Origin of the sequence: Brevundimonas subvibrioides ATCC 15264, assembly GCF_000144605.1 — a bacterium.
GTDB classification, from domain to species: Bacteria; Pseudomonadota; Alphaproteobacteria; order Caulobacterales; family Caulobacteraceae; genus Brevundimonas; species Brevundimonas subvibrioides.
On sequence record NC_014375.1, the window covers coordinates 2,681,130 to 2,702,520 of the forward strand.

General features: G+C 67.8%; 16 protein-coding genes and 1 tRNA gene. 1 reads left to right on the plus strand and 16 read right to left on the minus strand.

Annotation, left to right across the window (positions count from 1 at the left end):
* Positions 1–48 precede the first annotated feature (48 nt).
* The 5 genes from BRESU_RS13320 to petA form a co-directional block, all read right to left on the minus strand.
* Complete coding sequence (locus BRESU_RS13320; protein ID WP_013270085.1) at positions 49–1,695, minus strand: M28 family peptidase; 1,647 nt, start codon at positions 1,693–1,695, stop codon at positions 49–51.
* An 86-nt stretch (positions 1,696–1,781) separates the two neighbouring features.
* Positions 1,782–3,425: a M28 family metallopeptidase gene (locus BRESU_RS13325; protein ID WP_013270086.1), complete on the minus strand. Its 1,644-nt coding sequence runs from the start codon at positions 3,423–3,425 to the stop codon at positions 1,782–1,784.
* 150 nt (positions 3,426–3,575) lie between these two features.
* Positions 3,576–4,436 (minus strand): cytochrome c1, encoded by an 861-nt coding sequence (locus BRESU_RS13330; protein ID WP_013270087.1) that lies wholly within the window; start codon positions 4,434–4,436, stop codon positions 3,576–3,578.
* Positions 4,437–4,441: 5 nt separating this feature from the next.
* Positions 4,442–5,770, minus strand: coding sequence for a cytochrome b (locus BRESU_RS13335; protein WP_013270088.1), 1,329 nt, complete (start codon positions 5,768–5,770; stop codon positions 4,442–4,444).
* Positions 5,771–5,781: 11 nt separating this feature from the next.
* The gene (gene petA, locus BRESU_RS13340; protein WP_013270089.1) at positions 5,782–6,339 is read right to left on the minus strand and encodes a ubiquinol-cytochrome c reductase iron-sulfur subunit; all 558 of its coding nucleotides are present in this window, start codon (positions 6,337–6,339) and stop codon (positions 5,782–5,784) included.
* A 196-nt stretch (positions 6,340–6,535) separates the two neighbouring features.
* Here petA and BRESU_RS13345 point away from each other — a divergent pair, with 196 nt between their 5' ends.
* Positions 6,536–6,976 carry a tRNA (cytidine(34)-2'-O)-methyltransferase gene (locus BRESU_RS13345; protein ID WP_041761630.1) on the plus strand — a complete coding sequence of 147 codons (441 nt, stop codon included), beginning with the start codon at positions 6,536–6,538 and terminating at the stop codon, positions 6,974–6,976.
* Between the two features lie 18 nt (positions 6,977–6,994).
* On the opposite strand, the gene BRESU_RS13350 is transcribed toward BRESU_RS13345, so the two are convergent.
* From BRESU_RS13350 to murC, 11 genes are all read right to left on the minus strand, one after another.
* Positions 6,995–7,079: transfer RNA gene (locus BRESU_RS13350), tRNA-Leu, on the minus strand.
* A 33-nt stretch (positions 7,080–7,112) separates the two neighbouring features.
* Complete coding sequence (locus BRESU_RS17440; protein ID WP_013270091.1) at positions 7,113–7,280, minus strand: hypothetical protein; 168 nt, start codon at positions 7,278–7,280, stop codon at positions 7,113–7,115.
* 56 nt (positions 7,281–7,336) lie between these two features.
* Positions 7,337–8,779, minus strand: a complete 1,443-nt coding sequence (locus tag BRESU_RS13355; protein ID WP_013270092.1) for a M20/M25/M40 family metallo-hydrolase — start codon at positions 8,777–8,779, stop codon at positions 7,337–7,339.
* Positions 8,780–8,838: 59 nt separating this feature from the next.
* Positions 8,839–9,738 carry a UDP-3-O-acyl-N-acetylglucosamine deacetylase gene (gene lpxC / locus BRESU_RS13360; RefSeq protein ID WP_013270093.1) on the minus strand — a complete coding sequence of 300 codons (900 nt, stop codon included), beginning with the start codon at positions 9,736–9,738 and terminating at the stop codon, positions 8,839–8,841.
* 248 nt (positions 9,739–9,986) lie between these two features.
* Complete coding sequence (gene ftsZ / locus BRESU_RS13365; protein ID WP_013270094.1) at positions 9,987–11,528, minus strand: cell division protein FtsZ; 1,542 nt, start codon at positions 11,526–11,528, stop codon at positions 9,987–9,989.
* 321 nt (positions 11,529–11,849) lie between these two features.
* Entirely contained in the window at positions 11,850–15,638 is a 3,789-nt protein-coding gene (locus tag BRESU_RS13370; protein ID WP_013270095.1) for a TonB-dependent receptor domain-containing protein, read from the minus strand.
* A 174-nt stretch (positions 15,639–15,812) separates the two neighbouring features.
* Entirely contained in the window at positions 15,813–17,138 is a 1,326-nt protein-coding gene (gene ftsA, locus BRESU_RS13375) for a cell division protein FtsA (RefSeq protein WP_013270096.1), read from the minus strand.
* A 29-nt stretch (positions 17,139–17,167) separates the two neighbouring features.
* Positions 17,168–18,049, minus strand: a complete 882-nt coding sequence (locus BRESU_RS13380; RefSeq protein ID WP_013270097.1) for a cell division protein FtsQ/DivIB — start codon at positions 18,047–18,049, stop codon at positions 17,168–17,170.
* Positions 18,037–18,972 (minus strand): D-alanine--D-alanine ligase, encoded by a 936-nt coding sequence (locus tag BRESU_RS13385; protein WP_013270098.1) that lies wholly within the window; start codon positions 18,970–18,972, stop codon positions 18,037–18,039. The genes BRESU_RS13380 and BRESU_RS13385 overlap by 13 nt, the downstream gene beginning before the upstream one ends.
* A 17-nt stretch (positions 18,973–18,989) precedes the next feature.
* Entirely contained in the window at positions 18,990–19,901 is a 912-nt protein-coding gene (gene murB / locus BRESU_RS13390; RefSeq protein ID WP_013270099.1) for a UDP-N-acetylmuramate dehydrogenase, read from the minus strand.
* The gene (murC, locus tag BRESU_RS13395) at positions 19,898–21,352 is read right to left on the minus strand and encodes a UDP-N-acetylmuramate--L-alanine ligase (RefSeq protein ID WP_013270100.1); all 1,455 of its coding nucleotides are present in this window, start codon (positions 21,350–21,352) and stop codon (positions 19,898–19,900) included. Before murC ends, murB begins: the two co-directional genes overlap by 4 nt.
* Positions 21,353–21,391: the final 39 nt, after the last annotated feature.

The window sequence follows — 21,391 nt, forward strand, 5'->3', positions numbered from 1 at the left end:
AACGCTCCGGCCACGGTGAAGGTTCAGTCGACCTTCGGTGTCATCGTCCTACTGACGGGCGGCGTCGCTCGTGGTGCGGATGGCCCCGAACTCCGAGTCCGGCTTCCACGTCGGCCAGGCGTCGCCATTGGCCAGCTGCAGGCCCAGCTTGTAGAGCAGGGTCAGGTTCTCGACCGCCGAGCGCAGGTCCCAGTCGGCCGACCATTCGTCCGACGGCTTGTGATAGTCGGCGCCGAACTTGGCGTCCCAGGCCGCCTGACCGGCCTCGACCCCGCCCTCGTCCCAGTCCACGCCGTGCCAGGTCATCAGGGCCGGAACCCCCATGCGCACGAACGGGAAGTGGTCCGAGCGGGTGTAGAACCCCTGCTCCGGTTGGCGGTCGTCGGTGATGACGCGCCCTTCCTCGGCAGCGAGGACGGCCAGATCGTCCTCGAGTGTGTTCTGCCCCTTGCCGAAGATGGCGATGTCACGCGTCGGGCCCGACAGCGGCAGCATGTCGATGTTGATGTCGGCGACCGTCGTCTCAAGCGGATAGACCGGGTTGGCGGCATAGCCGTAGGAGCCCAGCAGCCCCATTTCCTCCGCCGCCATGTGGGCGAAGACGATGGAGCGCGCGGGCCGGGGTGCCGCCGCGATCTGGCGCGCCATTTCCACGATGCCGGCCGTGCCCGAGGCGTTGTCCCAGGCGCCGTTGTAGATGTTGTCCTCGGTGGTGGAGACCGGGCTGACATGGTCCGCGCCGACGCCGACGTGATCCCAGTGGGCCGAATAGATGATGGTCTCTTCCGGACGGGTCGTGCCGGGAATGCGGGCCAGCAGGTTGTGCGTGACCAGGGTGTCGATGGTCTCCTCGGCCCGGACCGACAGGGTCACGCCGTCCAGGGCCACGGCCTTGAAAGTGCCGGTATCGACCGTCGTGAGCAGCGCCGGGTCGACGTTCGCCGCCGCCGCCCAGGCCATGCCCGTGTCGTGGTTGATGGAGCCGGAGAACTCCAGATCCGCCGCCCCCGGCGTCAGGGTGCGCTGGCGGTTGTTGAACTGGGCGCTGCGCAGCCAGCCGGGATTGTCCGCAGGCACCATGGCCAGGACGATGACCCCCACCGCGCCGCGCCGGAAGGCTTCGTCGGACTTGTACCAGCCGTTCGAATAGGCGGTCGGATAGACCCCGTTGAACCGGCCGGTCACCGCCTCGGCGGTCGGCTCCCCGCCCATGACGATCACGACCTTGCCGCGCACGTCGATGTCGCCCCAGTCGTCCCAGTTCCGCTCGGGGGCGTGGATGCCATAGCCGGCGAAGACCAGACCGGCCCCGGCGATGTCGGCGCGCCCGTCATTGGTGGCGGCGCGGACCATGATGTCGGTTCCGGGAGCCAGCGTGTGAACCGTGCCGTCCGGTCCGGTCCAGCTGGCGACCGTCGCGCCCTCGACCGGGGTGTAGCGCTTCAGCTCGACCGGCTGCAGCCACTGGCCGTCCGGCCCACCCGGCGCCAGGCCCATGGCCTCGTATTGGGCCTGCAGCCAGGCCAGGGTCATCCGTTCCCCTTCGGTACCCGGATAGCGACCCTGGAATTCGTCCGACGAGATATGGCGGATATCCTGCGAAATCCGGTCCGCCGAGAAATCCTGGGCCGAGGCCAGCCCCGCCGACAACACCAGCGCCAGGGCGGCGGCTCCACCGAACAATCCACGCAACATCAGGGCTCTCCTCGCCAATTCAGCGGCGACATTAGAGACCCGGTCGCAATGCCGCGCCTTACGGATTTGTCATGTGGGCGGTGCCCCTACTCCCGCTCGCTCGCCGAGCGGGCCCGCACGGCCGCGAATTCCGACCCGGCTTTCCACTGCGGCCACTCGGCGCCGTCGACCAGCGAGCGCCCGAGCGCCAGATAGATGTCCAGATCCTGGATCTGGCCGGAATAGTCCCAGTCGGCCGACCATTCGTCGTCGGCCTGGTGGTAGCGGCCCGCCGTATAGGCGTCCCGCGCCGCGGCCCGATCGGCAATCGGTTCCTCGACGAAATCTCCGGCCGAGTCTGCATAGGCCATCGGCACGCCGCGCTTGGCCAGGGGGAAATGGTCGGAGCGGAAATAGCTGCCGGAGGCCGGGTTCTCGTCGGGCTGGATCACGCGCCCCTGCGCCTCGACCAGCGGCAGCAGCCGGTCGTCGAAGTCGGACTGGCCGTAGCCGACGACGCCCATGGCGTTGACCCGACCATAGACATTGGCCGAGTCCATGTTGATTCCGCCCACGGTCGTGGCCAGCGGATAGATCGGATTGGCCGCATAGTATTCCGACCCCAGCAGCCCGCTCTCCTCGGCCGTGAAGCTGATGAAGACGACCGAGCGCTCCGGTGCCGGACCGGCCCCGAAGACCCGCGCCAGTTCCAGCAGTCCGGCGGTGCCCGAGGCGTTGTCGACCGCCCCGTTGAAGATGGCGTCGCCGTTCGCGTCGGGGGTGCCGATGCCGATGTGATCCCAGTGACCGGTATAGAGGAAGGTCTCGTCCGGGCGGGTGCGGCCCGGCAGGCGGGCGATAACGTTGTGGGTCTCGATCTGTGTCGACGCGACGTCGAACATCACGTCCATCGCCGCGCCGGTCAGGGTCACGGGCTGGAAGTCGCGGTTGCGGGCCGAGCGCTTCAGGGCCTCGAAATCCAGCCCCGCGCGCTGGAACAGATCGACGGCGACGTCGCGCTGGATCCAGCTTTCCATCGGTACCCGCTCATTGGCATCGGCCCGCACGATGTCGAAGTTTGCGCCCGACCAGCTGTTGCGCACCGTAGTCCACCCGTAAGAGGCCGGATCGGTCTCGTGCACGATGATGACGCCCGCGGCCCCCTGACGCGCAGCCTCCTCGTACTTGTAGGTCCAGCGGCCGTAGTAGGTCATGGCCTTGCCGCCGAACGTGTCCAGCGCGGGCTCCTCGAAGTCGGCGTCGTTGACCAAGACGACCAGGATCTTGCCGGTCATGTCCTGGCCCTTGAAGTCGTCCCAGTCGCGCTCGGGCGCATGGATGCCATAGCCGACGAACACCAGCGGCGCGTCCATCAGCATGACGTGGTCCTCGCCGGGCCGCCGGCTCGAGATCACGATCTGCTCGCCCTGGGTCAGGGGCTGGCTCCAGTCCCCCACCCGCACCTGGGCCTGGATGTTGGAGGCCGTGAACCGGTTCAGCGCCACCGCTTGGGTCCAGCCGCCGTTGTCTCCGCCCGGCTGCAGGCCGGCAGCCGCATACTGTTCGCTGAGGTAGGCGATGACCTTGTCCTCGGCCGGGGTCGCGATCCCGCGTCCCTCGTAGTCGTCGGCGGACAGGATGCGGATGTGCTCGGACAACCGCGCGGCATCGAACGGCGAGGTCTGGGCCTGGACGCCCGCAGACAGGGACAGGGCCATGAGAAGAGCGGCGGCGGCGGTGAACAGACGCATGGAAGGGCCTTCGACAAACTGGAATGAGCGAAGGTTAGGCCGGGATCGGAAGGGTGTCGATGCATCCCCTGCCCCCGAAGCCGGGCCCAAGGAAAAGGCCCGCCGGACGGATCCGGCGGGCCTGGTCTGTTTCCGACAGGGTCTCGAAGACTAGTGGGCGACGCCCTTCCAGATCTTGCGGTAGCTGGCGTAGGTCAGGCCGGCGAAGATCGCCAGGAAGGCCAGGACGCCCATGCCCGTCTGCTTGCGTTCCGTGGCGCGGGGGTCGGAAGCCCACGCGACATAGGCCGCCACATCCTTGGCCATCTGGTCGACCGTGTTGGCCGTGCCGTCGTCGAACGTCACCTGCCCGTCGACCAGCGGCGGGGCCATGGCAATGAAGCCGCCGGCGGGAACGTGCTCGGGATCGCCCGACCAGAACGGCGTCATGTCGCCGCTCATATAGGGATTGTAGTACTGGCCGTCGTTGACCTTCAGCCCGGCGGGCGGCGTTTCCGGATAGCCCGACAGCAGCGAATAGATGTAGTCGGCCCCGCCCTCGCGGGCCTTGGTCATCACGGACAGATCCGGGGGAACGGCTCCGCCGTTGGCCGCCGCAGCCGCCGTGGCATTGGGGAACGGCGCCGGGAACTTGTCCGCCGCGATACCCGGCCGCATGATCGGATCACCGGTCTCGGTGTCGATGTCGGCGATCTGCGTCTCAGCAGCGAGGGCCCTCACGAACCGGTTTTCGGCCGGACTGGCCGCTTCAGGATCGTAGAAGGGACCGCCCCGCTCGCCGAGCGTGCGGAACGACAGCAGGTTCATCGAGTGGCAGGCCGAGCAGACCTCCCGATAGACCTTGTAGCCGCGCTGCAGCTGGGCCTGATCGAACGTGCCCAGCGGGCCGTCGAAACTGAAGCCACCCGAGCGAGGTTCCAGCTTGCCGCCTTCGGCGAGAGCGGGACCGGCCGAGGCCAGGGCCGCGACCGAGGCCGCGGCAAGGGCCAGTTTGCGAATAGAAATCGTCATCGCGATCAGCCCTTCTTTTCGGCTTGAGCAGGAACCGCGCCGCTCATCGCGTCCGGACCGGACAGGACGGGCTCGGAGATCGACGCCGGGATCTTCAACGGGGTTTCCCTGAGGCCCACGAAGGGCAGGATCACGAAGAAGAAGGCGAAGTAGTAGAGCGTCGCCAGACGGGTCAGCCACAGATAGCTGTTCAGCTGTCCGTCGATCAGGGTGAAGCTCGGCATGCCGGGCACCACCTGCGCGTCCGGCAGTTGGCCACCGCACCAGCCCAGGATCAGGCCGTTCAGGACGAACAGCATGTAGAAGATCTTCATGGTCGGACGATAGCGCATCGACCGCACCTTGGACGTGTCCAGCCAGGGCAGGATGAACAGGACGCCGATCGCGCCGAACATCGCCACCACGCCACCAAACTTGTCCGGAACGGCGCGCAGGATCGCGTAGAAGGGCAGCATGTACCACTCGGGCACGATGTGCGCCGGCGTCACCAGAGGATTGGCGGGGATGTAGTTGTCCGCATGGCCCAGGGCGTTGGGCATGAAGAAGACGAACCAGGAGAACATCATCAGGAAGATGAGCAGGGCGAAGCCGTCCTTGACCGTATAGTACGGGTGGAACGGCACCATGTCCTTCTTCTCGCGCTCCTTGGGGATCAGGATCCCGACCGGGTTGTTCTGACCGGCGGTGTGCAGCGCCCACAGGTGCAGGACGACGACGCCGAAGATCACGAACGGCAGCAGGTAGTGCAGCGAGAAGAAGCGGTTCAGCGTGGCATTGTCGATCGCCGGTCCGCCGCGCAGCCAGATCAGAACCGGCTCACCGATCAGCGGGATTGCCCCGATCAGGTTGGTGATGACCTCGGCGCCCCAGTAGGACATCTGGCCCCACGGCAGGACGTAGCCGAGGAAGGCCGTGGCGATCATCAGGAAGAAGATGATGCAGCCCAGGATCCAGATCATCTCCCGCGGTGCCTTGTAGGAGCCGTAGTAGAGACCGCGCAGCATGTGGATGTAGACGGCGACGAAGAACATCGACGCGCCGTTGGCGTGGACGTAGCGGATCAGCCAGCCGCCGTTGACGTCGCGCATGATGCGCTCGACCGAGGCGAAGGCCATCGCCGTGTTCGGCTGGTAGTGCATGGCCAGGAAGATGCCGGTGGCGATCTGGGTCACCAGGCAGATGCTCAGGATCGCGCCGAAGGTGTACCAGTAGTTCAGGTTCTTCGGCGTCGGCAGCGCCAGATAGTCAGCCCCGAACCGAACGATCGGCAGCCGGGTGTCCAGCCATTTCTCGACGCCCGTCTTGGGGACGTAGGTAGATTCATGTCCGCTCATGATGCCTGTTCTCAGCCGATCTTGATGGTGGAGCCCGCGGTGAACGCATACTCCGGGACGACCAGGTTCGTGGGAGCCGGTCCCTTACGGATGCGGCCCGACGCGTCGTAGTGCGAGCCGTGGCAGGGGCAGAACCACCCGCCGTAATCACCCGATCCGAACGTGGGGATGCAGCCCAGGTGGGTGCAGTTGCCCAGAACGACCAGCATCGGCTCATGGCCCGGCTTGGTGCGGTCCTGGTCCGTCTCCGGATCCTTCAGGCTGCTCAGCGGATCGGCCTGAACCTTCTGCAGTTCGGCGGCGGTGCGGTTGCGCACGAACACCGGCTTGCCCTGCCAGGTGATGACGACCTGCATGCCTTCCTGGACCTTGGACGTGTCGAACTCGGTGGTCGACAGGGCCAGGGTGTCGGCGGCGGGGTTCATGGAGTTGATCAGGGGCCAGGCCACCATCACTCCTGCGCCCACGGCCGCGGCACCGGCCGCGATGTGGATGAAGTCCCGACGAGTGGCTTCACCCTCGGGCGCTCCACCTTCGGGATGCTCTGCGTTCACGACCGATTCGGCCACGGCTCACCTTCTGAAAAAGCCCGAACGCGGCCCACCGATCGGTGTCCGCGCGAGGAAGCGTTTCTATAGCGCACCGGACGAAACATGACCCGGCCCGGCTTTGCGGCTCATCGCCGCAAGTTGCTGACGCCTAATGATAAGCGGTCGCATTCAGGGCCGCGACAAGGCCCTGCCCCACGCGTACAAGGGCCATAGAATGCGTCTCGCTCTTTTTCAACCAGCCATCCCGCAGAACGTCGGGGCGTGCATCCGTCTGTCGGCCTGTTTCGGGGTCGAGCTTCACATTATCGAGCCCACGGGCTTCCAGTTCGACGACCGGGCCATGAAGCGCGCGGCCCTCGACTACGGTCCCCTGGCCCATATGACGCGGCATCCGGACTGGGCGGCCTTTCAGGCGGCGCGGGGGTCCGGTCGCCTGATTCTTTTCACGACCAAGGGCGCCGCGCCCCTGACCGATTTCGTGTTCCAGCCCGATGACACCCTGCTGTTCGGGTCCGAAACCGCCGGAGCGCCCGAGCACGTGCATGCCGCGGCCGACGCCCGCGTCTTCATCCCGATCCGACCCGATGCCCGCTCGCTGAACCTGTCGGTCAGCGCCGGCATCGGCCTGTTCGAGGCCTTGCGCCAGACGGCCTGACGCCTGGGTGGGAGCAGATGGTGCGAGCGGCGGGGGTCGAACCCGCATGACCGAGGCCGAGGGATTTTAAGTCCCTTGCGTCTACCAGTTTCGCCACGCTCGCAGACGTCTGGCGTCGCGGGCGGGGGCGCGTCTGTCAAGCGTCGGAACGTCGGCGGTCATAGGCGGTGAACAGAACGGCCAGCATTCCGATCCAGAACAGGATGTCCTTGAGGCCGTCGTCGGCGGACGGGACGAAAAACTCCAGCCAGCACCAGGCCAGAAGGGCGACCGGAAAAACGGCCGCCAGCAGGTTCCTGATCATCGCAAGCCCCCTCTTCGAGGGCCCAATATGTAAACGACGCTTTACATATCGTCAAGTCAGGGCGCGGGCGTCGCCGGGGCCATGGCCCGGAAGTCGACATCCGAGTCGGCCACCAGCCAGAGCAAACCGGCCCAGGCGGCGACGTTCTGGCTCAGCTGTTCGGGATCGATCTTGTCCAGGGTGTCGTCGGCCGTGTGGTGCAGGTCGAAATAGCGCAGACCGTCCTGCTGCAGCCCGAACACCGGGACCCCGGCCCGAACGATCGGTCCGATGTCGGCACCGCCGCTCGTCTCCGGCACGGACGACCGCAGGACCCCGATCGGATACAGCACCCGGTTGGCGGCCTCGGCGAAGGGCCCGGTCTGCGCACCGACGGGCAGCTGCAGCGTATGGACCCGGTCGGCCCCGAAGTCGCTCTCGCCGGTGAAGACATGGTTGGCGATGTCCTCGGCCGAGAGACTGCGCAGATAGGCCCCGCCGCCGTTGCCGGTATCGGTCGGCTGGGCCACCTCTTCCGACCCGTACAGGATCACCCGGAGCGTCCGGGCGGTCCGGCCCTGATCGGCGATGGCGCGCGCCGCTGCGATCGTGATCGCCCCGCCCGCCCCGTCGTCGATGGCCCCGGTACCCAGGTCCCAGCTGTCCATGTGCGAGCCCAGCACGATGACCTCCTCGGGCCGCGTCCGCCCCGGCAGGTCGCCGATGACGTTGCGCGAGGTGGTCTCGAAGGTGCGTGCGGTGGACGACAGGCGCACCCGGACGGGCTCACCATAGCCGACCAGACGGCTCAGCTGGTCCGCGTCGGGCGCGCTCAGGGAAAAGGCGGGAACCGGCACGACGCCGTTCACATAGCGGGTCGTGCCCGTGTGCGGCATTCGGTGCTCATCCGATCCGGCCGAGCGCATGATGAAGGCCAGCGCCCCCTTCTGGCCCGCGACGCCTGGCCCCGCCCCGCGGATGCGCGACAGCGGGCCGTAGCCGGCCCCCGACTGCATCGGCACCAGCTGGCCGGCGTCGACATAGGCGATCTTGCCCGCCAGGGACCCGTCAGGCACCGCCTGGAAGGCCTCCAGCGAGGTGAACCGCACCACCTCGCCCTCGATCCCGCCCGCGGGCGTGCCCGGCGAATGGCCCAGCGCCGCCACGACCAGCCGTTGCGCGTTGGCGCCCACGATCGCGGCGCTCTCCTCGCCCCGCTCCCAGCCGACCAGCGGGAATTCCTGGATGCGGACATTCTTGAAGCCGTGCTCGCGCAGATAGTCGGCCGCCCACTCGGACGCCGCCGTCTCGCTGGGCGAGCCCGCCGGACGCGGACCGAACCGGGTGGTCAGCTGGGTGACGTAGTCGAGGGCGATGTTGTCGGCCATGGCCGCATCCCGGACCGCTTCCGCCGCCGCGATCGTGCGCGCGTCCTGGGCCTGAGCCGAGGGCGTCAGGCCGGCGACCAGCGCCAGCGTCGAAATTGCGCCGAGCACGGCATGACGGACGGATACGGACATCGAGATTCTCCAGACGGATGCAGACCCTAGCGACTGCATCCGGCGGGGAGAAGGCTGGTCTAGCCGACCTCGGCCAGTTGGGGTTCCAGCACGACCTCGCGCCAGGCGTGGGGGGCCGCCAGCATGGCCCGGACCAGCAGGTTGTTCACCGCGTGACCGGCCTTGTAGCCCTCGTACCGGCCCAGCAGGGGCGCGCCCAGGACATACAGGTCGCCGATGGCGTCCAGGGCCTTGTGGCGGACGAACTCGCGTTCCATCCGCAGCCCGCCCGGGTTCAGGATCTCGTCGCCGTCGATGACGACCGCGTTCTCGAGGCTGCCACCCCGGGCCAGGCCGGCCTGACGCAGGGCCTCGACCTCATGCGCGAAACCGAAGGTGCGGGCCGACATGATCTCGTCGCGGAAGGTCTGTTCGTCGACGACGAAGTCGATCACCTGGTTGCCGACGACCGCATTGTCGAAGTCGATCTCGAACCGCATCTCGTAACGGTCGCAGGGCAGCAGGGCCGCGTGCTTGTCGCCGTCCGTGACGTGGATGGGCTCCAGGATCTCGATGTAGCGCACCGGCGTCGCCTGCCGCCGGAAACCGGCGCGGTCCAGCAGCTGCACGAACGGCAGGGCGGACCCGTCCAGGATCGGCAGCTCGGGGCCGTCGACCTCGACCACGACGTTGGAGATGCCGAGGGCGCAAAACGCCGCCATCAGATGCTCGATGGTCGACAGGCGCACGCCCGCCGCGTTCTCGATCATGGTGTTCAGCCGCGCGTCGATCACGGCGTCGCCCGAGACGACGATGCGGTTGTCGCGGTCGGTGATGTCGGTGCGGACGAAGACGATGCCGGTGCCGGTCGGCGCGGGGCGGATCGCCAGACGCACGCGCTGGCCCGTATGCACGCCCACGCCGGCGCAGATCGCCGGGGCGACCAGGGTCCGTTCACGATGATCGTGGCGTGCGGGCAAGGGGTTCAACTCGACATTCGACCTGCGCCGGTGTGCAGCGCAATATCCGAAGATCGATGCCTAGCGGTCCGTTCCGAAAGCATAAACCAAAGTCGGGTTTCGAATTGTTTCGGTCTGTAGGGAGGCAGTAGGCAGTCGGCAGTAGGCAGTAGGCAATAGGGCGTACCGGATCGCGGGCGCATGACGCCCCGCAACGAAAAGGGACGGCCCGACGGACCGCCCCTTCCCTACTGCCTACTGCCTAATCCCTAGTTCGCGAGCCGCCTGAGAAAAGAGGGGATCTCCAGATCGTCCTCCGCCTGCAGGGGCTCGGGGGCTGGCTGGGCGGTGGCACGCATCTGGGGCTGGCCGCGCTGCGGGTTCTGCTGGACCGGGGCATAGGCGGTCTGGGCGCGCGGCTTCTTGCCGAACAGGCTCCAGCCCGACCGGCGGTGATCGCGGTCGTCATAGGCCGGCTCGTCGTACTCACGCGGAGCCTGGGCACCGCTGTCCATATAAAGGTCGCCCTGGTCCTGGGCGGTCGCGGCGGGACGGGCCGGGGCGGCCTCGAACTCTTCGACCCAGGGGTCGATGATCGGCTCGAGAGCGCGCGGCTCTTCCGCGACGTGGATGACCGGCTCGGGCGCACGGGCGACCGGGGGCGGGGCCTGGAAGGTCGGGACGACCGGGGCGGGCTCCGGCGCGCGATAGGCGGCCTCGGCGCGGATCGGCTCGCGGCGCGCGGGTTCGGGCGCGCGGGTCGGAGCGGCGGCGGTCGGGGCCGCGCGGCGCGGGTCCTGGTAGGTCGACTGCGGCGGCGAAACCGGCTCGGCGCGAACGCCACCGACCTCGTCCATGCCCGTGGCGACGACCGACACGCGAATCTTGCCGTCGAGAGCCGGATCGAAGGCGGCCCCGAAGATGATGTTGGCGTCGCCGTCCACCTCGGCCGAGATGGCGTTGGCCGCCTCGTCGACTTCCAGCAGCGTCATGTCCAGGCCGCCGGTGATGTTCACCAGCACGGCCTTGGCCCCCTTCAGGCTGGTCTCGTCCAGCAGCGGGTTGGCGATGGCGTTCTGGGCGGCCAGCAGGGCGCGGTCGTCGCCCGAGGCCTCTCCGGTGCCCATCATCGCCTTGCCCATCTCGGACATGACGGCGCGGACGTCGGCGAAGTCGAGGTTGATCAGGCCCGGCAGGATCATCAGGTCGGTGATCGAGCGCACGCCCGAGTGCAGGACCTGGTCGGCCATGCCGAAGGCATCGGCGAAGGTGGTGCGCTCGTTGGCGACGCGGAACAGGTTCTGGTTCGGAATGACGATCAGGGTGTCGACGTAGCGCTGCAGCTCGGCGATGCCCGCATCGGCCAGGCGCATGCGGTGACGGCCCTCGAAGGTGAAGGGCTTGGTCACGACGCCGACGGTCAGGATGCCGCGGTCGCGCGCGCATTTGGCGATGATCGGCGCGGCGCCGGTGCCGGTGCCGCCGCCCATTCCGGCGGTGATGAAGACCATGTGCGCGCCTTCCAGGTGCGCATGGATCTCGTCGGCGCTCTCCTCGGCGGCGTTCATGCCGACCTCGGGGTGAGCGCCGGCGCCCAGGCCCTGGGTGATGGTCTCACCCAGCTGGATGCGGCGGTCGGTCTTGGCGAAGGACAGGTGCTGGGCGTCGGTGTTGGCGACGACGAACTCGACCCCTTCGAGGCCGGCGTCGATCATGTTGTTGACGGCGTTCCCGCCGGCACCTCCGACGCCGAACACGACGATCCGGGGCTTCAGTTCCGTGGCCGTAGGCCGCACCAGCGAGAGAGACATATCCAAACCGACCTTTGTTCCGACCCTGCCCCTTAAGGTTCCGACGCGAAGTCCCCGCAGATCCGCATTGGTTATGAGCGCGTTAAGGATCACCCAACGCCCTTAAGAGAAGGTTACCGATACGGTGAGTCGGACGCGCTGGGCAGAAAACCAAAGCGTGACCGGAGTAAATTTACCTATTGCCTCGCCAAACGGCGGGCGAACCGGCCCCGCGCGCCGGAAGGCATCGGGGCCACAGCCCGAACGACGCACAAAAAAGGGGCCGGACGATCGCTCGTCCGGCCCCAGCTTTTTCGAACCGCCCGGAGGCGGGATCGTTTCTTAGAACGTGTAGGTCAGCGACGCGGTCCAGCGACGGCCGATCGAGTCGACGTAGACCTGGTTCAGGTAGCCGTTGTTACCCAGTTCCTGCATGTCGAAGACGTTGTCGACGACGAAGCGGGCCGTGATGTTCTCGTTGACGTCGTAGCCCAGCGACAGGTTGTGCAGGGTGTAGGCGTCGTAGCGAACCACGTTGGCCTGTTCGGCCGTGGCCTGCAGAACGCCCGAGCGGACGATCGCCGCGTCCTGGAAGTTCGTGGTCCAGCGCGCGTTGAACGGTCCACGGTTGTACAGGATCGACGCCTGGGTCTTCCAGCTCGGGTTGGCCAGCGAGTTCTCCGACGGCGAAGCGTCCGAGAAGTCACCGATGCCCGAGGTGCTGTATTCCATCAGGTAGTAGATGTTGCTGCGGAACGCGAGCGTGCCGAGATCCATGTCGGTCGAGAACACGTCCGACAGACCCACCGAGTAGCTGAGGTTGGCGTTGATGGCCTTAACCCGCGTACCGCCCAGGTTGAAGTAGGGCAGTTCGAAGCCGTTGGTGAAGTTGAACGTGGCGTCCCGCTGGATGCCCGAGCAGCTGTTCACGCCGATGTCGGGCGTGTTGTTCGGGTACGACGTGCTGTCGTAGCAGAAGTTGGCCGAGTCCGTGGCCAGCAGCGGCCCCAGGGCGTCCGTCACCGTGATTTCGAGGTAATCGGCAGCGACGATCAGGTTGGGGATGAAGCTCGGCCGTGCGACGAAGCCGAAGGTGAAGGAGTCGCCCTTTTCCGGAACGAGGGTCTGACGACCCGCGATAACCCCGGTGAAGCTGGCACCCGACACCCCGTAGCCGGCGCTGCCGACGTTCAGGATGAAGGCTTCGGCATCGGCATCGCTCGTGATGGGCGTCGAGACACCATTCTGGGCGATCAGCGCGCCACCGTTTGCTGCGGCGATGCGGCGAACTTCAGCGATACAGTTGACGCGACGGACGGCCGGTTGCGCACCGGCGTTGTAGCCGGCGGCACGGCAGGGATCGGTCGCCGAGGTGAAGAACGCCTGGTTGCCCAGGAACAGTTCCACGATCGACGGGTTGCGGACCGACTTGGAGATGTTCCCGCGCAGCAGCAGCTGGTCGTTGACCTCCCAGGTACCGGCGAGGGTGTAGACCTCCTCGCGATCACCGTCATAGGTCGGGGTGACGATCGTACCGCTCAGGTTGCGGTAGGTCTCGGCTTCACCTTCCAGTTCGGTGTAGCGAATGGCCGGGTTCAGCTCCAGCGACTTGACGAACGGGATGTTGAACCCTTCGCCGAGCAGCGGGATGCGCAGTTCCAGGCCGTACTCGGTCGCCTCGATCGAGCCTTCGGTGGTGGCCGAAGGCGCCGAACGGGTCCGGCCCGTGCCGCCGAGGGTCGACGCGAAGTAGGTCAGCTCTTCCTTGCGGTATTCGCCGGTGACGGCGAACTGCAGCGGGCCGGCCGGCAGGTCGAACAGCGAACCGGTCAGGGTCGCCTGGGTGAAGTTCTGGGTCGACTCGTTGGTGAACGATTCCCGGGTCGAGACGAAGTCCTTCGCGGCTTGCGAGGCGCGGCCTTCACCGAACACGTTCAGCGGCTGGCAGGCATCGACCATCGCCTGGGTGATGGTCGGGGCGAACAGCGACTGGGTGCGGATGCCGTCCGGTCCGATCGTCGAGATCGGCTGGATGATGGCGCCCGGGATGAAGCCCGTCGCCGGGTTGCCGCCGTAGCTGGCGATGTAGGACGCCAGCCCGTCGCGCTGGGCACGGCACACCACATTGGAGCCGACCTGCACGGCGTCAACGGCCATGGCGTAGGCCGCGTCGTTGATGGCGCTGAACTCGACGAAGGTGTCGGCCTTGCCGTAGCTGTGCGAGATGTCGAAGCCGAAGTCGCGGCCGAAGAGGCTGAAGTCGCCGCTGATGCCGTTGACGGACCGGAAGGTCTCGTTGGTCGACACCTGTTCGGTGCTGTTGACCACGTCCTCGTTGTTCCGCGACAAGATGAAGTTGCCCGTGATCCCGGCGTTGGCCAGCGAGGTGCGGTTGGCTGCCGTCAGGAAGGGGTGGTTGACGTTGACCAGCAGGCCCGCGTTCTCCGGGGTCGTGCCGCCGGCGCTGTTCTGCAGGCCGGCGTTGGCCAGCGGGTTGCGGACCTCGGCGTCCGAATACAGGTTCTCGGTGTAGAAGCGCAGGTTGTCGGTGATCTGATAGTTGGCGATCACGTTGGCGACATAGCGCTCCTGACGGACGCGCAGCGCAGTGGCGTCGGTCCGCAGTTCGCCGTCGCCGCCGGCCGAGGTCGTGTTGGTGCCGGGCGCGGCGGGGTTGGTCGCCAGCTCGCCGGCCAGGTCATAGCCCACGATGTTGCCGGTCGGGTCGAAGCGGATCGGCACGGCGCGGCGCGGCAGGATGCCGGCGGTGCCGCTCGGGTTCGCGATGTCCGGCACGCCGGGGATGAAGGTGCCGATGAAGTCGTTGACGTTGGTCGACGGGTTGGCGGCGTAGTACTCACGCGCGGTCGGACGGTTGGCCTGAACCACGGCCAGGACCTGGGCGGCCGTCAGGGTCGGCGACAGGCCGTAACGGGCGCGGGCAGCGGTCACCTGGGCCGCCGTCAGGCTGGCCGGCGCGAAGGCGCAGACGTCGGTCGCGCTCGTGATACAGGCGCCGAACGGCGTGATCGGAACCTGCTGCAGCAGGGTGAAGGCGTTGGCACCCGACCATGCGGCGGGCGAAACCTGGGCGAAGCCCGGCATCCGGAAGGCGTTGCCGGGCTGGAAGAAGGCCGGGCTGACGGGGATCGGCGCGCTGCCGGGCACGTAGCCGGCAATCGTCGGGTTCTCGGCCGTGTTGTTGGTCTGGGTGACGTTGAAGATCAGACCACCGCGCGTCAGCGTGTTGCCGCGCAGGTTCGGACGGAAGACCGACGGCAGGATGTTGTCCACGGTCGTTCCGAGGAACACGCCCGCGGTGCCGCCGGGCACGAAGGCCGGGTTGCGCTGGGCGCCGTTCAGGGGGTTGCCCGTCAGGCCCGGGTTGTTCGAGCGGACGCTGCGGTCGGAGGCGCGGACGTCGTTGATGAAGGAGTACTCACCCGAAACGGCAACGTTCAGGCGGCCGTCGAGGAAGTTCTGGCCCCAGACGCCGTTGATCGAATAACGGCCGGCGTCGTGCTCCTTGAAGGTCTCGCCGCCCAGGATCTGGATCTGGGCACCTTCGTAGTCGTCCTTGAGGACGTAGTTGACGACGCCGGACACGGCGTCCGCGCCGTAGGCGGCGGCGCCGCCGACGGTCAGGATGTCGACGCGGTCGATCAGGGCGACGGGGATGGTCGAGGCATCGACCTGCGAGCCCGTCTCGTTACCGGCGACGAAGATGGTGGCCGAGTTGTTCGAGACGAAGCGGCGGCCGTTGACCAGGGTCAGGGTGCGCGCGGTGCCGAGGTTCAGCAGGTCGATGTAGGTGACGCCCAGCGAGGCCGTCTGGCCGCCGTTGGTGCCGTTCAGGTTGGCGCCACCGCCGACCAGCGGGATGTCGTTCAGGATGTCGCCGGCGTTGGTGAACAGACGCTCTTCGATGTCCTGTTCGCCGACCTGTACGCCGGGGATCGTGCCGCTCGTTTCGGGGCGGGCGATGCGCGAACCTGTGACGACGACCTCTTCGACTTCGTCTTCATCCTGCTGCGGCGCGGTCGGCGCGGTCTGAGCAAAGGATGGTGCGGCAATCGAAAGAATGCCCGCGAGAACGGTCGTGCCGAAAAGATACTTGCGCTTGGAAATCATGAACCTCGCCCCGTGATGGATTAAATTACGCCGATATCCGAGTAAGGAGTCGGCGCGGCTTGTCTCATTGCTAACAACATTCGGTCACGCCGCAACCTTTGAGGCAGCCCTGCGGCAACGCGAACGCAGATTTGTTACAATCGAGACACAGTCTGGTTACAGCCGATGCGCGTGTCACAGATTGTCGCGCAACCAACCGGCGGCACGGCCGATCAGATTGCCCTGGTGCACACGCGGAGCGTCGGCGGCCGTGACCTGGCGGGACATCAGGCGTCGCGCCGAAACGGCCTCGCGGGGTCCGTAGGCGGCGCGCAGCAGAACGCCGGCCGCCGAGCAGAAGGCAGGACCCGATGCCGCGTCGGCCAGGTGGGGCGCGCGCTGGGGTCGACCCAGCCGCACCGGGCGGTCGAACACGCGCACAGCCAGCTCGCGCACGCCGTTCAGCTGACTGGCCCCGCCGGTCAGGACCAGACCCGCGCCCGGGTCCATGCCCACGCCCGCGTTCCTCAAACGGTCGCGGAGCAGTTCGAGCGTCTCCTCCACCCGGGGCGCGATGACGGTCTTCAGCATGGCGCGGGGGACGATAACGGGGCCGGCCGAGGCGTCCTCGCCGCGCGGCGGGGCCTCCAGCATCTCGCGGTCCTCATGGGCCGCCGCCATGGCCGACCCATGAAGAGTCTTCAGGCGCTCGGCCCCGATCCGGGAGGTCGACAGGCCCCGCGCGATGTCGGCCGTGACGTGATCGCCGCCCACGTTCAGCGATTCGATATGCAGGAGCGACCGCCCCCCCCACACCGCCGCGCTGGTGGAGCCCCCGCCCATGTCGATGCAGACGCAGCCCAGGTCCATCTCGTCTTCTTCCAGCGCCGCGAGGGACGACACCACCGGGGCCGCCGCCACGCCCTGAAGATCCAGATGGGCCAGTTCCAGGCAGTGGCTCAGCGAGGCGAACGCGCCCTCGGCCATCGACACGACCAGCAGGTCCAGGCCCAGCGAGCCCCCGCGCATCGACCGCGGATCGTGGACGCCGCGGGCCCCGTCGACCGACCAGGTGATGGGCAGGACGTGGATCGGGCGGCGGTTGGGCAGCTTGATCTGCGCCAGGGCCATGCCGATGGCGCGCGCCAGGTCCGCGTCGCCGACCGGATTGGCGCCCAGCGACACGCGGGCCTGAACCCGGTGGCTGGCCATCTGGCCGATGGCCGTGGTGACGATCACGCCCGAGACCGGGGCACCCGCCGTGCGCTCGGCCCGCTCGACCGCGTGGCCGATCGCCTGGGCCGCCTCGTCCATGTTGACGATCGAGCCTCCGCGCACGCCCTTGGACTGGACGTGGCTGGCCCCCGCGACGCGGATGGTCCGGTCGGCGTGGCGCACGCCGTCTGGCTTCATGATGAAACAGGCGACCTTGGACTGACCCAGGTCCAGCGCCGCCACGACCGGCGCGCGCGTGGCTGCCCGCCCCGCATCGACCGAGGGTTCACCCTTCTTGATTGCCATGGCCCGCCGTCCCCTACTCTACTGTCGTCTCAGGCGCCCGGCCGCACCGCGACCTGGCCCTCCGTGCGCAGGTCGATGCGCGAAAATCCGAGTTCCAGCAGCCGCTCGCGCTGGTCCAGCGCGTCCAGCTGGATCAGGGCGGCCTCCTGTTTGGTGGCGGGCAGCTGGATCAGGCTGCCGTCCTTCAGCCGAAGGTCCCAGCGGCGCTCGTCGACGCGCACTAGGGCGTCGATCCGGCTCATCAGGCGGGGTCGCTGGGCCAGCAGCGGCAGGATCGCCCCCGCGGCGGCATCGGCTCCTGTGCCGACGACCAGCGGCAGATTGGGATAGCGCCCGGCATCGGCGCCGGCGATGGCCTTGCCCTCGCCGTCGATGACGAAGACCTGGCCGCGCGTCTGCCAGACGGCCAGACGGTCATGTTCGACCACATCGACGATCAGGGTATCGGGCAGCAGGCGGACGACCCGCGCGGACTTCACCCAGCCGACCTGTTCGACATTGGTCTTGAGCGCATCGAGATCGAGCGCCGTGATCGGCTGCCCGGCCTGGACCGCCAGGGCCCGCTGGATCGCCGGCGTCGCCTCGGCCGAGGCCCCGCTGATGTGGACGCGGTTCAGCTTCAGACCCATGCCGGTCGTGATGCCGTCGATGCCCTGGCTGAACGACTGGCCGATCCGTTCGGCCCGGGCCCCCGTGGCCAGCACGAGGACCAGCACCGCGACGCCGGCACAGATGGAGATGACCACCGCGCGCGGCGTCAGGTCCAGCCGGCCCAGGACCGCCATCTTGCCCGGAACGCCACCCACGTTCTGCGGCGCGCGCCCACGGCCACGCCCCTGCCCTTTCGGCCCCGCGCTGCGTTTGGGAGCCGACGCCGCTGCGCGCCGGCCGCCGCGGACTACCGCGGGCATGAGGCGTCCTCCACCATCCAACGAACCAGATCCTGATACGACATCCCGCAATAGGCGGCCTGCTCTGGAACCAGAGAGGTCGGGGTCATGCCGGGCTGGGTATTGACCTCCAGCAAGACGAGTTCGTCCTTAACATCGTCATAACGAAAGTCGGATCGCGAGACGCCGCGGCACCCCAGGGCGGCATGCGCCTGCTCGGATTCCCGCATGGCCGCTTCGAAAACGTGGGGCGGCAGGTCGGCCGGAAGCTTGTGGACAGATCCGCCCGGCGCGTATTTGGCCTCATAGTCGTAGAACCCCTTCACCGGGGTGATGTCGGTCACGGTCAGGGCACGCGGCCCCGTCGCCTCGCCGATCACCGCGACGGCCAGTTCCTTGCCGGGGATGTAGGGCTCGACCATCACCAGGTCGCCATAGGTCCAGCTGTCGGATCCGGGCTCGGGCTGAGGCGCATCGCCCTCGCGCACCAGATAGACCCCGACCGAAGACCCCTCGGCATTGGGCTTGATGACATAGGGCGGCGGAATGACGTGACCGGCCGAAACGGCATGGCGGTCGAACAGGCCCCCGCCCGGCACCTTCACCCCGGCGGCGTTCAGCACGGCCTTGGTCTTGTCCTTGTCCATCGTCAGGGCCGAGGCCAGGACGCCGGAGTGGGTATAGGGAATCTGCAGCGTCTCCAGGATCCCCTGGACGCATCCGTCCTCGCCCCACTCCCCGTGCAGGGCGTTCAGGACGACGTCGGGTTTCAGTTCGGCCAGCACCTGGGCCAGGTCCCGCCCGGCATCGACGCGGGTGACGCGAGCTCCCTGCGCCTCCAGCGCATCGGCGCAGCCCTTGCCCGACGACAGCGACACGTCCCGCTCCGAGGACAGCCCGCCCAGCAGGACGGCGACGTGCAGCTCTGACAGGGATCGGGACATGGTGCGTTCTGCGCGGGTTACAGGGGGCGGCCGAGCCTCTTGATCTCCCATTCAAGGTTTACGCCGAGTTTACTTTGTACGTCGGCGCGGACGGTTTCTCCCAATCCCTCGATATCCGCGGCCGTCGCCTCGCCCGGATTGATCATGAAGTTGGAGTGGAGATCGCTGAACATCGCGCCGCCGCCGGTGACCGCGTGCAGCTTGCCGCGCCAGCCCGCCTCGTCGACCAGCTTCCAGGACGAGTGGCCGGGCGGGTTCTTGAAGGTCGAGCCGCCGGTCTTCTCGCGGATGGGCTGGGTCGTCTCGCGCCGCGCGGTGATCGCGGCGATGCGGGCGGCGACGGCCTCGGGATCGTCCGGCGTCCCGCGATAGGTCGCCTCGACCCACAGGATGTCTTCGTCGTAGTCGTTGTGTCTGTAGGAGTAGCCGAAGTCGTCGACGGAAAAGTCGCGCAATTCCCCGGTCCGCGTGACCCCTCTGGCCGACACCACGACGTCCTTCGTCTCGGACCCGTAGCAGCCCGCGTTCATGACCAGCGCCCCGCCGATCGTGCCCGGGATGCCCGCGTAGAACTCCAGCCCCGCCAGCCCCGCCTTGGCAGAAGCCTTGGCCACCATCGCGTCCAGAGCGCCCGCACCCGCCGTGATCGTCTCGCCGTCGGTGCTGATCCCCGCGAAAGGCCGTCCCGCCAGCCGGATCACCACGCCCTCGACGCCACCGTCCCGCACGATGACGTTCGAGCCGACGCCCAGGATCGTCACGGGAACGGCCGGGTCCAGCGCCTTCAGGAAGTCGGCCAGATCATCGGCATCGGCCGGAATGAACAGCACATCCGCCGCCCCGCCGACCCGGAACCAGGTGAAGGGGGCCAGCGGCTCGTCGCGCAGCAGCTTGCCGCGCACAGTGGGAAGGGTATCGCGCCAGGTCATGCCGGGACCGCCAGGGCCTCCAGCTGCGCCGGCAGGGCATAGGCCCATGCCGTGATGTCCCCGGCCCCCAGCAGCACGACCACGTCGCCCGCCTTCGCCTCCTCGGCGATCACGCGCGGCAGGACCGCCGCATTCTCCAGCGCCGACACGCGAAGATGGCCGTAGCGCCGGATGCCGTCGACCAGGGCCTGTTTGTCCACGCCCTCGATCGGAGCCTCGCCCGCCGCATAGACATCGGCGACGATCACGCTGTCGGCATCCGAGAAGCTGGTCGAGAACTCGTCCATCAGGTCGCGCAAACGGGTGAACCGGTGCGGCTGGACCACGGCGATGACGCGGCCGCCGCCTTCCGCCGTGTGCGCCACCTGGCGCGCGGCCTTCAGCACGGCCGCGATCTCGACGGGGTGATGCCCGTAGTCGTCGACGATGCGTACCCCGTTGACGACGCCCGTGGTCGTGAACCGGCGCTTGACCCCCGCGAACGATGCCAGCCCCGCCCGGATCGCGTCGTCCGATACGTCCAGCTCGCGCGCCACGGCGATCGCGGCCAGCGCATTGGCCACATTGTGCCAGCCGGCCATCGGCAGATGCAGGTCCGGGATCCGCACCGGATCCTCCAGCGCCGCCGCGCCCCGCCCCTGGATCAACACGTCGAACCGCGCGCCGTCCGGGCTCATCTCGACCTTGTCGGCCCGGACCATGGCCTGGGGGTTCATGCCATAGGTGACGATGCGGCGGTTATCGATCTGGGCGACCAGCCGCTGCACCTCCGGATGGTCCAGGCAGACGGCGGCGAAGCCGTAGAAGGGGATGTTCTCGACGAAGTCGCAGAACGCTTTCCGCACCGCGTCGAAGTCGCCGTAGTGGTCCAGATGCTCGGGATCGATGTTGGTCACGATGGCGACCGTCGACTTGAGCCTCAGGAAGCTTCCGTCGCTCTCGTCGGCCTCGACCACGATCCAGTCGCCGTCCCCGACCTTGGCGTTGGTGCCGTAGGCGTTGATGATTCCGCCGTTGACCACCGTGGGGTCGAACCCGGCCGCATCCAGCAGGGCCGCGACCATGGACGTCGTCGTCGTCTTGCCGTGCGTGCCCCCGACGGCGATCGAGAATTGCAGCCGCATCAGCTCGGCCAGCATCTCGGCCCGCCGCACCAGCGGAATGCGCCGCTCGCGCGCCACCATCATCTCGGGATTGGTGGCCTTCACCGCCGTGGAATAGACCACCGCCGACACGCCCTCGCCGACATGCGCCGCGTCGTGGCCGATGAAGATCTTCGCCCCGAGCGCGGCCAGCCGGTCGGTATTGGCCGACGACCTGGCGTCCGAGCCCTGCACCGCATAGCCGATCTTGAGCATGATCTCGGCGATGCCGCTCATACCGATGCCGCCGATACCGACGAAGTGGACGGGACCGAGGTCGAACGGAACGGGGCGAAGGCGAGCGATCATCCCAGCGTCATAGCGAGGGAGTTTTCGGATTGCACGGGG

Bases quoted from the DNA above. Each gene is read 5' to 3' on its own strand.
- BRESU_RS13320 (WP_013270085.1), bottom strand. From the start codon at position 1,695: ATGTTGCGTGGATTGTTCGGTGGAGCCGCCGCCCTGGCGCTGGTGTTG.
- BRESU_RS13325 (WP_013270086.1), bottom strand. From the start codon at position 3,425: ATGCGTCTGTTCACCGCCGCCGCCGCTCTTCTCATGGCCCTGTCCCTG.
- BRESU_RS13330 (WP_013270087.1), bottom strand. From the start codon at position 4,436: ATGACGATTTCTATTCGCAAACTGGCCCTTGCCGCGGCCTCGGTCGCG.
- BRESU_RS13335 (WP_013270088.1), bottom strand. From the start codon at position 5,770: ATGAGCGGACATGAATCTACCTACGTCCCCAAGACGGGCGTCGAGAAA.
- BRESU_RS13345 (WP_041761630.1), top strand. From the start codon at position 6,536: ATGCGTCTCGCTCTTTTTCAACCAGCCATCCCGCAGAACGTCGGGGCG.
- BRESU_RS17440 (WP_013270091.1), bottom strand. From the start codon at position 7,280: ATGATCAGGAACCTGCTGGCGGCCGTTTTTCCGGTCGCCCTTCTGGCC.
- BRESU_RS13355 (WP_013270092.1), bottom strand. From the start codon at position 8,779: ATGTCCGTATCCGTCCGTCATGCCGTGCTCGGCGCAATTTCGACGCTG.
- ftsZ (WP_013270094.1), bottom strand. From the start codon at position 11,528: ATGTCTCTCTCGCTGGTGCGGCCTACGGCCACGGAACTGAAGCCCCGG.
- BRESU_RS13370 (WP_013270095.1), bottom strand. From the start codon at position 15,638: ATGATTTCCAAGCGCAAGTATCTTTTCGGCACGACCGTTCTCGCGGGC.
- ftsA (WP_013270096.1), bottom strand. From the start codon at position 17,138: ATGGCAATCAAGAAGGGTGAACCCTCGGTCGATGCGGGGCGGGCAGCC.
- BRESU_RS13380 (WP_013270097.1), bottom strand. From the start codon at position 18,049: ATGCCCGCGGTAGTCCGCGGCGGCCGGCGCGCAGCGGCGTCGGCTCCC.
- BRESU_RS13385 (WP_013270098.1), bottom strand. From the start codon at position 18,972: ATGTCCCGATCCCTGTCAGAGCTGCACGTCGCCGTCCTGCTGGGCGGG.
- murB (WP_013270099.1), bottom strand. From the start codon at position 19,901: ATGACCTGGCGCGATACCCTTCCCACTGTGCGCGGCAAGCTGCTGCGC.
- murC (WP_013270100.1), bottom strand. From the start codon at position 21,352: ATGATCGCTCGCCTTCGCCCCGTTCCGTTCGACCTCGGTCCCGTCCAC.